Origin of the sequence: Nostoc mirabile CHAB5784 (assembly GCF_020829645.1) — a bacterium.
GTDB lineage: Bacteria > Cyanobacteriota > Cyanobacteriia > Cyanobacteriales > Nostocaceae > Nostoc > Nostoc mirabile.
Window position 1 is genome coordinate 1 of the sequence record NZ_JAIVFS010000177.1, and the last position, 9,637, is coordinate 9,637.

General features: G+C 44.5%; 11 protein-coding genes. 8 read left to right on the forward strand and 3 right to left on the reverse strand.

Annotation, left to right across the window (positions count from 1 at the left end; genetic code table 11):
- Positions 1-333 precede the first annotated feature (333 nt).
- The 8 genes from LC653_RS42550 to LC653_RS42585 all read left to right on the forward strand — a co-directional run bounded on the left by LC653_RS42550 (position 334) and on the right by LC653_RS42585 (position 7,432).
- Positions 334-1,269: a hypothetical protein gene (locus tag LC653_RS42550; protein ID WP_229501301.1), complete on the forward strand. Its 936-nt coding sequence runs from the start codon at positions 334-336 to the stop codon at positions 1,267-1,269.
- Between the two features lie 123 nt (positions 1,270-1,392).
- Positions 1,393-1,917 carry a hypothetical protein gene (locus LC653_RS42555; protein WP_229501302.1) on the forward strand — a complete coding sequence of 175 codons (525 nt, stop codon included), beginning with the start codon at positions 1,393-1,395 and terminating at the stop codon, positions 1,915-1,917.
- A 2-nt stretch (positions 1,918-1,919) separates the two neighbouring features.
- Positions 1,920-2,216 (forward strand): VVA0879 family protein, encoded by a 297-nt coding sequence (locus LC653_RS42560; RefSeq protein WP_229501303.1) that lies wholly within the window; start codon positions 1,920-1,922, stop codon positions 2,214-2,216.
- Positions 2,217-2,226: 10 nt separating this feature from the next.
- Positions 2,227-2,688 (forward strand): hypothetical protein, encoded by a 462-nt coding sequence (locus LC653_RS42565; RefSeq protein WP_229501304.1) that lies wholly within the window; start codon positions 2,227-2,229, stop codon positions 2,686-2,688.
- Positions 2,685-3,383 (forward strand): hypothetical protein, encoded by a 699-nt coding sequence (locus tag LC653_RS42570; RefSeq protein ID WP_229501305.1) that lies wholly within the window; start codon positions 2,685-2,687, stop codon positions 3,381-3,383. Before LC653_RS42565 ends, LC653_RS42570 begins: the two co-directional genes overlap by 4 nt.
- Positions 3,371-3,613, forward strand: a complete 243-nt coding sequence (locus LC653_RS42575) for an alpha-ketoglutarate-dependent dioxygenase AlkB family protein (RefSeq protein WP_229501306.1) — start codon at positions 3,371-3,373, stop codon at positions 3,611-3,613. Before LC653_RS42570 ends, LC653_RS42575 begins: the two co-directional genes overlap by 13 nt.
- Positions 3,614-3,679: 66 nt before the next feature.
- Complete coding sequence (locus tag LC653_RS42580; RefSeq protein WP_229501311.1) at positions 3,680-3,970, forward strand: alpha-ketoglutarate-dependent dioxygenase AlkB family protein; 291 nt, start codon at positions 3,680-3,682, stop codon at positions 3,968-3,970.
- Positions 3,971-4,210: 240 nt separating this feature from the next.
- Positions 4,211-7,432 (forward strand): plasmid replication protein, CyRepA1 family, encoded by a 3,222-nt coding sequence (locus LC653_RS42585; RefSeq protein ID WP_229501307.1) that lies wholly within the window; start codon positions 4,211-4,213, stop codon positions 7,430-7,432.
- A gap of 5 nt (positions 7,433-7,437) precedes the next feature.
- Here LC653_RS42585 and LC653_RS42590 read toward each other — a convergent pair whose 3' ends face one another.
- The 3 genes from LC653_RS42590 to LC653_RS42600 all read right to left on the reverse strand — a co-directional run bounded on the left by LC653_RS42590 (position 7,438) and on the right by LC653_RS42600 (position 9,225).
- Positions 7,438-8,385 carry an RpnC/YadD family protein gene (locus LC653_RS42590; RefSeq protein ID WP_229501308.1) on the reverse strand — a complete coding sequence of 316 codons (948 nt, stop codon included), beginning with the start codon at positions 8,383-8,385 and terminating at the stop codon, positions 7,438-7,440.
- Positions 8,386-8,623: 238 nt separating this feature from the next.
- Entirely contained in the window at positions 8,624-8,875 is a 252-nt protein-coding gene (locus tag LC653_RS42595; protein ID WP_229501309.1) for a hypothetical protein, read from the reverse strand.
- A gap of 38 nt (positions 8,876-8,913) precedes the next feature.
- The gene (locus LC653_RS42600; RefSeq protein WP_229501310.1) at positions 8,914-9,225 is read right to left on the reverse strand and encodes a hypothetical protein; all 312 of its coding nucleotides are present in this window, start codon (positions 9,223-9,225) and stop codon (positions 8,914-8,916) included.
- Between the last annotated feature and the right edge of the window lie 412 nt (positions 9,226-9,637).

Consider the following 9,637-nt stretch of genomic DNA (forward strand, 5'->3'; position numbering starts at 1 on the left):
GCGGCTACCTAGAACATCGAAGCAAAACACCAATTGGTATCCAGGTACTGTGGCGAGGTTGGTTAAAATTACACGACCTCTGTGAAGGTTGGCAGCTTGCAAAACAGACTTAACGGGAAAAGTCAGGGGAGCTAACAGGGGCTAACTGTTGGCGGGGTAAAAGTGTTGAAAGATTAGACCCTGACAAAATTCGTCTTGCCCTTCATCTCGACTGGGACGAGAACGAGTTCATCTTTTTTGAAGCTCAACACCCGGACTTGAGCCGATTTCCCTGGACAACCGAAGCCGCTTACTAATAAACCGATTTCTCCCCTACCTCTTCAAGGAGCCAACATGAATTTACCTTTAAATCAGTCCGTATTGTTGGAGTCGAGAACACTGAGGACTTCAGCTTTAACGAATTTTGAGAGCGACAAAGCTTTATCTATTCTCTCCAAGGCTAAAGCAATAATTTTCGCTGTCTGGAATGGTAGTGGTTGGGCCACCACTGCACAGATTGCAGAATACTTCGAGGTGAGTGAATCAGCGATTAAAGAATTGTACAGAAGCAATCAAGAAGAATTTAACCTCCAAGAGACTGAAACCCTTGTGGGGCAATCGCTTAAGGATGTTAGACAGACATTCTGTCTAAGTCCCAGAACACCAAAAGCGAGAGTTTTTAGTCCTTTAGGCGCTCTCAGGATTGCGATGTTACTACAACAATCGGAGGTGGCCGCACAGATCCGAACGATACTTATTGAAATCGTTGCAGCGATACCCAACACAATTGCATCTCAAAACCAAAATCATGTACCAGTCCTTCCTCCAGTCGAGCAACGGCTAGATACTTTTGTCAAAGCAATGAAGACTTTAGCCGAACTTACCGGTGGCAGACTCAACCCATACATGGAACAAAATTGCAAAGACTTCGCCGCCAATCTGATAGCTGACTACAACAAACAGTCACTCTCCGGCACACAAGAAAAGTGGCTTGGCGTAGTCAACTTTGCAGAGAGCGAACTTGGAAAAAAAGTCCCCCTGAGCGGCGCTCACTATCGGGGACACTTGGGCACATGGGTGAGAACATTCTACCCACACTTGGGCGATCGCCAAGAAACGCGATTGGTTAACGGTGTGCAACAGCCCATCTATGTCTACGCTTGCCACGAACCGGCTGTTGTGGCTGGGTTGACCAAAGCTATAGAAGAGTTCTTCGCTCATCCCAGTCCTGGTGCAGCGCTAAGGCAGGCGGGGGCTTTCGCTAGTAAGAAAGCTGTAGTTACTGCTTGATGGTCATCGGTCATCGGTCATTAGATATTGGTCATCGGTCATTGGTCAAGCACAGCGATCGGCCAGTAATCAAGAATTAAGACTTTTACAACAAAGGTAAATTTTACCTTGAGGGGAAAAGATATGGAACTCGGCTACTTCCAGAAAGATGTATTGATTGAAAAACTAGCTAAGAAATTCTACGCGATCCAAGGCTATGTAGTCCCCGAATCATATCGAATGCAATCAGCTACACATCCAGCAGAAAGAGCGTGTGTGGCTATGGCTTTGTTTGCTATTCAAGAATTTGAATCCATCGAAGATGAATGTTCAGATGAGGAGGTGGAGGAAGACGAATCAGTAACAGACAGCACAAAAAAAGTAATTACTTGGTTTGGTGAGTTTTGGAAATTTGGCGACAGAGAACAAATCAAAGAAAGAGTACAAGATTATATTATTAGCCTAAATTACCTAACTGAGACTGAATCAGATAAGTTAGGCGAGTGGACTTGGTCAGATTTTTCTAGTTTTAAAAGAATCACTAAAAAATATCCTATGCCGGAAGTAGCTGAAGCCCAAGTTGATTGGAAAAAAGTAGGAGCTTTTATTCATGAATTATTTGGGGTAAGTTTCCATGAAGACGAAGAATTAGAAGATGAGGAGGATTAAATATGAATAAAGAACAGTGGCTAACTCTTGGAGAAACACTATTTGGACAAGACAAGATGCAATGGATTTTTTTGTGTCCATGTTGCGGTCACATTGCTTCTGTCCAAGATTACAAAAAAGCTGGCGCTCCATCTTCTGCCGCAGGATTTTCTTGTGTAGGACGATGGATGCCAGTTTGTAAAGATGCTTTTGATGATAAGGATAAGCGCAAGATTCCTTGTAATTACGCTGGCGGCGGATTAATTAACCTGAATCCGGTTGATGTTGATGGAATTAAAGTTTTTGAATTTGGAGTTTGAGGCAGGAGATATGGAAGTCGTAGTCACAGTAGTTGAAAAAGTTGCATCTGTTGCCCATATTAATATCCCCGATAGCCTATCATTTGATGGAATCAGGCAACACATTGTTGGCTACTACAACAGTGGAGAAATGCAAGCAGATTTGAATATTTACCAAGTAGATTTTGAATCTATTAGCGCTCACATTGGTTCAAAAACCAATATTACTTGGCATCAAGGAGATACTTCTTGTGCAACCCGTCAGTATTACTTTTGTAAACTTGGAAGATTTACTTTGACTCTGTTAACTGATACAGAGCAAAACTTAACTCGTACAGAAGTTTACTTTGGGCATTGCAAGCAACTTATTTATACATCAGAAAAGGAGATATCCAAAGAATTAGCAACAGTCGAACTCCAAAATTTCTTAAGTGGATTAGCTGCTGAACTTCAGATTTTAAGCCACATTGAATTTAGTGAGGATTCAGTATGACTGGCACACAACTGCTGATACCACAACCACATACAAGTGCATCAACAGAAACTGTTGGTAGACATCCACTGAACTTTTACGAGTCTCCGTCGTGGTTTACTACTGAGTTATTGCGTCATGTCAGATTGTCTGGTGTGATTGGTGAGCCGTGTGTGGGGCATGGAGCGATCGCTTCTTTACTTAGAGTGTGGCCCTACACCAAGCAAATGTGGACGAACGATATTGATCCACATAAAGCGGCTGATTACCATCTGGATGCGACACTATCCGAGTCATGGGGTTCTTTGCCAGAGTGCGATTGGATCTGTACTAATCCACCATATTCGGAGTTTGCTGCACCAATTATCAAGAATGCCTACCAGAATGCGCGTGTAGGTGTCGCTGCTTTTTTACTTACCAGCTTTCTCGAACCTTGTGACGACCGCGCGGATTTCTTGCAGCAATACCCACCGTCACTTGTTCTAATCATGCCGCGCTTCTGCTTTCGGAAAGACAAACGGGGTACTCGTTGGGCTACCGATAACGTTACCATCTCATGCTTTGTGTGGGACAAACGCGCAACAAAGCAGCAAATTATTATTCGTCCCAAGTCTCAAATCGTTGGGTTTTACAAAAATCCAGAACAGGCTATTTCACAAGAACGGGCAGAAGAAATTGTTCAAGCGATTGCTAAAGGAGAATTATGCAACAACTAACTTTATTTCCCGAATCTGCTCCTACTTTACCAGTCAACTATTATCCAGAATTTCTGAACAAGGAAGAAGCCGACGAACTTTACCAACATTGCCAAGGACTGCAATGGCAGCAAAACCAAATCAGGATGTTGGGTAAAACTATGCCCGTTCCGCGTCTGGAGTGCATTTACGGGGATGAGGGCTGTGATTACCTTTACTCCAAAAGTGTATTACTCAAACCACTGCCTTGAACTTCATCGCTAGCCCAACTGCGAGATAGGATTACTGCTGCTACTGGCTACAACTTCCGCATTGTCATCGGCAATCAGTACAGGAGTGGCCAAGATTCTATCGGCTGGCACTCTGACAGCGAGGCATCAATGGGATTTAACCCTGCGATTGCTTCTATAAGCCTGGGTTCATGTCGCAAATTCCAGATAAAACCCATCGGCGGCAAACCAACGGATTTCTGGCTCGAACACGGCAGTTTACTCGTGATGCACCCAGGCTGTCAGTCTACACATCTTCACCAAGTTCCCAAGACCAACAAAGTGGTTAGCACACGTATTAATTTGACTTTTCGACCGCATACAGGGAGAAGGATCTGAAGAAGGCAGCTTGTTTTGAGTTTCAATCCAATTTTCCAAAATGGTGTATTATATTCCTCGCTTAGTTCAGATGTACTATTGTGTCTGTTTTAAAGCCAATCACTCCAACTAACAAGATATTTCTCATCTGACGGCTGAACTAAAAACAACAGTCCTTTAACCCGTGTCTGCGTAACAAACCTTAAAAGCGGTATGACCATATACCGCAAAATTCCCATGCGTCAAAATATTAGAGGGAATATGACATTTTTACCGACCGATTCTCAAGCCAAGCACCTACAAGAGTGGCTCAGTAGCGGGGTTGACGAAGAAATCTTTCATCTGAATGTGCGATCGCTGTCTGGGACTTTACCCTACGAATATCTGCTCTACAGTCCCAAAATCTCTCGTCGCAACGATGGACGACTGCGCGATCGCGATTTAAAGAAATACCAGCACATTGAACTAGGCGGCTGGTGGTGCAGTGGAGTTGACCCGCTCAACAACTACGTCCTGATGATGTGGGGCTGCTTCAAACCCGACCATCCCCGACGCGACCGCCAGAAGATCCACAAGCTCATCAAGTACGAACACCCATTTAGAGAAGAGACACGCGCTTTCTTCCTCCTAGTGCCGAATCGCATTTGGGTGAAAGTCTCCAATCGTAGCGGTATTCCCATTACTGAAGAAGACCTACAGCATCCTGGTGGCTTCTGGCACTGGGTTTGGCAACATAATGTACCAGTGACCATCGTGGAAGGTGTCAAGAAAGCAGGGGCATTACTGACTGCTGGTTATGCTGCGATCGCAATTCCGGGAGTAAACGCTGGATACCGCACACCCCAGGATGAGTACGGTACTGCCATCGGTAAACCAAACCTCATTCCCGACTTGAAACATTTTGCAACACAGGGGAGACAGGTTAACATCTGCTTTGACCAGGACAACAAACCTGAGACAATCCAGCGAGTCAGAACCGCCATCAGTCGCATGGGACGGCTGCTGGTAAACGAGGGTTGTTCGCTGCGAGTGATTGATTTACCGTTAGGGGCAGAAAAAGGGGTTGATGATTTTATCGTTGCCAAAGGTCAGCCGACATTTGATGCACTCTACAACACTGCCGTTGCACTGGAGTTGTGGGAAATAAAGCTGTTCACTCTGTTGACCTATCCCCCTGCCATTACACTCAACCAAAGATTCCTGGGTCAGTTGCTCGTACCCGAAGGTGAAAAGCTAATTATCCTCAAAGCCCCCAAAGGCACTGGTAAAACCGAATGGCTTGCAACTGAGGTGGCGAAAGCCCATGACCAAGAAAGACGGGTATTAATTATTACCCACCGCATCCAGCTAGGTGAGGCATTGTGTAACCGCTTCGGTGTTAACTATGTTACCGAAGTCCGCACGAATGAAACAGGCACATTATTAGGATACGGGGTGTGCGTTGATTCATTGCATCAAGAAAGTCAGGCGCGATTCAACCCTAATGGCTGGGCGAATGATGTCATTATTATCGATGAATGTGACCAAGTTTTCTGGCATTTGCTTAACTCTGGTACTGAAGTGCAGAAACGTCGGGTATCTGTTCTCAAAAACCTCAAGCAGTTAGTGCAGAATGTTTTGGGCAGCAGTAGGGGAAAGATTTACCTGTCTAGTGCCGATGTTTCTGACACAGATGTGAAGTATGTTTTATCACTCGCTGGTGAATATCGAGTTAACCCGTTCGTCATCGTCAACAATTATCGTCACGTAGCCGGAAACTGTTACAACTATTCTGGTAGTAATCCGAAGAATTTGATTGCTGCTCTTGATCGGGCGATCTTCATTGGTGGGCATCATCTATTGTGCTGCTCTGCTCAAAAAGCTAAGTCTAAATGGGGAACCCAGGCGCTTGAGGAACGTTTTCGCCGCAAATTCCCACACTTGCGAATCTTGAGAATTGACAGCGAATCCGTTGCTGATCCATCTCATGCAGCTTTCGGCTGTATCGCTCATCTGAACGAAATTCTCACCCAGTATGATTTAGTTATTGCTTCTCCAAGTTTAGAAACTGGGGTATCCATCGACATTCGAGGGCATTTCAGCGCTGTTTGGGGGATTTTTCAGGGAGTGCAGCCGGTTAACTCTGTGCGGCAAATGTTGGCAAGGGTTAGGGAGACAGTTGACCGTCACATTTGGGTAAGAGAGTGGGGGATGTCGGTTGTGGGCAATGGTTCCACATCCATAGGGGGATTACTCAGAAGTCAACACGTTGCCACACAAGCGAACATTGCGCTGTTATCGGCGGCGGATAATGACGATTACAGCTTTGTTGATCAGAATTTTCAGCCCGAATCTTTGCAGACTTGGGGCAAGCGTGGCTCTGTCATCAACGTAGAGATGCGGCGCTATAGAGAGTCTGTGCTTGCGGGTTTGGTCGAGGATGGTTATACAATTATCGATGCCGACGATGCTGATGACGATGTGAGTGGGGCTGTAATCGAGTCGGTTAAGGCGGCATCTGTTGAATTGTATGCTGCGGAGTGTAAAGCGATCGCGGATTCTTCAACCATCTCTGATGCCGAACTCAAGAAGCTCCTTGACACAAGGGCGAAAACGAAAACCGAGCGACACCAGCAACGCAAGGCTGAATTGTCCCGTCGTTACGAAATTGATGTAACCCCTGATTTAGTCGAGAAAGATGACGACGGCTGGTATCCTCAATTGCGGATGCACTACTATTTGACGCTGGGGCGGGAATTTCTAACCAACCGTGATGCGAAACGGGCTAAGGCGCAATTAGAGGCAGGAGAGAATTCGGTTTGGAAACCAGATTTTAACAAGGGGCAGTTATTGCCTGCTGTGTTGTTACTGGAAAATCTCAATCTGTTGCAGTTTATTACACCAGACGTTCAGTTGCGGGGGTCTGATGAGAAGATGCTGAAGTTTAAGGCACTGGCTGTTCAGCACAGACACGTTATCAAGAATTACTTGAATGTGACTATCTCAGAAAAACTTACTTCCATAGCGATCGCTCAGAAGTTACTTGCCAAAATTGATTTGAAACTGGATTATGTTGGTCGATTGGGCAAGCGTGAAAATCGGGAGTGCGTTTATCGGTTTGTTGCCCCTGATGATGAGCGTGATTCGGTTTTTCGCCAATGGTTCAATCGGGATGAACTGTTTCTTAGTGAGTCGGTGTCAGTCACTAATAATATAGAGTTCCCAACACAAGTGACTGGCACAATATCAGATGACATTCCCCAAACATTTACCCAGGAAGATCCTGAAGTCCTTGGATGGAAGGGGTTACACCTAAAGCTGCGGCAAGGACTCGGCAGTGTTGGACAGTTCTACCAACAGCTGGAAAACCAGCTTGGTGAGGCTGTTGGAATTGCTGATGGTGAGCCTTACTGGAATGCTTATCTTGGGCAGTGGCAAGTTTGGGTTAAGTTTGGGAGCGACTGTAGGTCTGTGGTGTGCGATTGGTTGGTGGCGGTTGGCTAATCTGATTAGGTGTCTGTTGTGGGTGAGTGGTAAATTTGGCGCAATTCTTCAATTGTGCTGGCTGCTTCCAGTCCTGTAAGAACTGCTCTCAATTGCTCCACACCCTCAATTGTTGAAATTTCTGGTAATAGGCTTGACCCATCCGTACCAAATTTCAGTTTTAAACCCAATTTAATCCCTTCTAACAATCCCTGACGAATACCACTGCGCTCAAAAGAAGTAACATACTGCATACGTTGCTCTGACTCCAATTGCTCTACTTCAAAAAGAAACTCTCGTTCTAAATCTAATGGTAGCGTTAGCATCCAGTCTATAAAAGCCAATAAATTTAGAATATCCTGACGCTCAAATCCTTGGTTATACAGTCGTCGCACTAAAGCCAGCTTGGATTGCTTGCGCTGTAACCTATCATTACGGGTTTCTAATGCCGCTAAATGTGCCATTACTACTGTAGCAAACGGGTTACGACTAGCTTCTAATTCAGACTGTCTTTGTTGATAGTCTATCAGTTTGATCACTGGAAATTGAAAATTCACACTACAACCGAACAACTCATAACCAAACTGATTCGGTCGCCAGTTGGCACGTTCATCACCTAACACTGCCAAAGATACCACTGGACGTTTATATCTATCATAGATTCGATAGTTGTAGGTGTACATTCTTCTCCCAAAGTTCGACTCTTCCTGGGATTGGATTTCCACATGAATCAATACCCAGGTTTCTGAACCATCTTTGAGATAGATTTTTACGAGCTTATCTGCCAGTCGGCTTCCAAGTTCTGCATCACGCACTACCTGCTCTAATTCTTTGTCCAAAAACTCAGGCTGTCGTGTCCAGTCTATTTCTCCATGTACTTGGGGGAAGAAAAACAGCATGAACTCTTCAAAATACAGTTGTAGTATCTGTTTCCACGGCGAATCATATTCGGTTTGACGGTTGGTATTGGTCATACTCGTTCATCTCGAACTCACGCCCCTGATTGTATTACTACTTGTGAGCCAGTGTATGATTTGAGAATTGTGTTGAAGTTGCTTACCAATTAATCTTAATCTGGAAAGTTTTCTTAATCCCACAGATAAATCGAAGAAGAAAATATGTTTAATGTGAATTCATTAGAGTTACCTTTTACCAGTTTGAATTAGGTTGGGCGAATGAGCGCACTGCTTCACTCACCCTTGAGACAACAAATCATCCAGCTATGTCTTTACCACTCAAGTAGTTCATAGCTCTGGGTTTCCTCTTGCCTATAGGGACTATTTTGGATTGCTTGGGTGCTTGTGGCGGACGGCATTGCTCACAGTAGAGTGGTCGGACACCAAAGGTTTCTCGTTGTGTGGGCTGTTCGCATTGCTTACATACAAAGTTGAAAACGCGAGTATGAATTTCCCGCTTGTGCGCTCTGACGGTATACTCTCGGACTTCAATAGTTTTGCTGGGCATCGGTTCTGTAATCGGTGTTCTATTTATAAGGATAATTTCTAGGCATCAATATATTCATGCACCATTTGATTGAAACAGGGATAATTGCCCAGGTGAAATATTGCCTCGCCCGAATCGGATGGGTCGAAGTCGTAATGGTGTACTTGAAGGTTATAAACCCGGCGTTGGGATTTCGATAGCTCTGATGGGTTCTCGCCAGGGCGCAAGCAGAGGCGATTGCAACGAGAACAGCGCCAATTGGAGGCATCTTTAACAGCAGTGGCGATTTGTTTCCAATCTTTGGAGTAGTAAAAAGGCTGATCTAAATTCTTCAGGCAAGCGCAAGCCAAGTAGACCGCGTACAACTGCATAAAACTAAGAAGGTAAAAGGGGAAAGGGATAAAAATTTCCTTTCTCTCTTCCTTTTTTACTAATAATTTATTCCTAGCCTCCAACTGCTCAACGGAGGCTAACTTATTTCCTGAAAAATAGTGAACGTTATGTGCCTGTTTGATAGCTAATAAAGCTCACATATTAGCTTCGCTTTTTCAAGAGTGAAAATTAAAATCATATAGTCCAATGGTACAGCAACTTTTCACTCAAGGTTCTTTATTCGATTTGCAAACAGTAATCGATTATGGGCAGTCAGTTATTAGCTAGCGTGGCAAAACTTACTAGAGAAGAGCGGAAATCCTGTAATCTTGACCTTGTAGCGAAATAATGGTGCAAAAACTTGGCAAGAAAAAGTTTAAAACCAGAGGCAACATCGTTTGAAGTACTCGA

What these genes read in the sequence shown, in the direction of transcription:
- LC653_RS42550 (WP_229501301.1), top strand. Translation starts at nt 334, where the DNA reads ATGAATTTACCTTTAAATCAGTCCGTATTGTTGGAGTCGAGAACACTG.
- LC653_RS42555 (WP_229501302.1), top strand. Translation starts at nt 1,393, where the DNA reads ATGGAACTCGGCTACTTCCAGAAAGATGTATTGATTGAAAAACTAGCT.
- LC653_RS42560 (WP_229501303.1), top strand. Translation starts at nt 1,920, where the DNA reads ATGAATAAAGAACAGTGGCTAACTCTTGGAGAAACACTATTTGGACAA.
- LC653_RS42565 (WP_229501304.1), top strand. Translation starts at nt 2,227, where the DNA reads ATGGAAGTCGTAGTCACAGTAGTTGAAAAAGTTGCATCTGTTGCCCAT.
- LC653_RS42570 (WP_229501305.1), top strand. Translation starts at nt 2,685, where the DNA reads ATGACTGGCACACAACTGCTGATACCACAACCACATACAAGTGCATCA.
- LC653_RS42575 (WP_229501306.1), top strand. Translation starts at nt 3,371, where the DNA reads ATGCAACAACTAACTTTATTTCCCGAATCTGCTCCTACTTTACCAGTC.
- LC653_RS42585 (WP_229501307.1), top strand. Translation starts at nt 4,211, where the DNA reads ATGACATTTTTACCGACCGATTCTCAAGCCAAGCACCTACAAGAGTGG.
- LC653_RS42590 (WP_229501308.1), bottom strand. Translation starts at nt 8,385, where the DNA reads ATGACCAATACCAACCGTCAAACCGAATATGATTCGCCGTGGAAACAG.
- LC653_RS42595 (WP_229501309.1), bottom strand. Translation starts at nt 8,875, where the DNA reads ATGCCCAGCAAAACTATTGAAGTCCGAGAGTATACCGTCAGAGCGCAC.
- LC653_RS42600 (WP_229501310.1), bottom strand. Translation starts at nt 9,225, where the DNA reads ATGCAGTTGTACGCGGTCTACTTGGCTTGCGCTTGCCTGAAGAATTTA.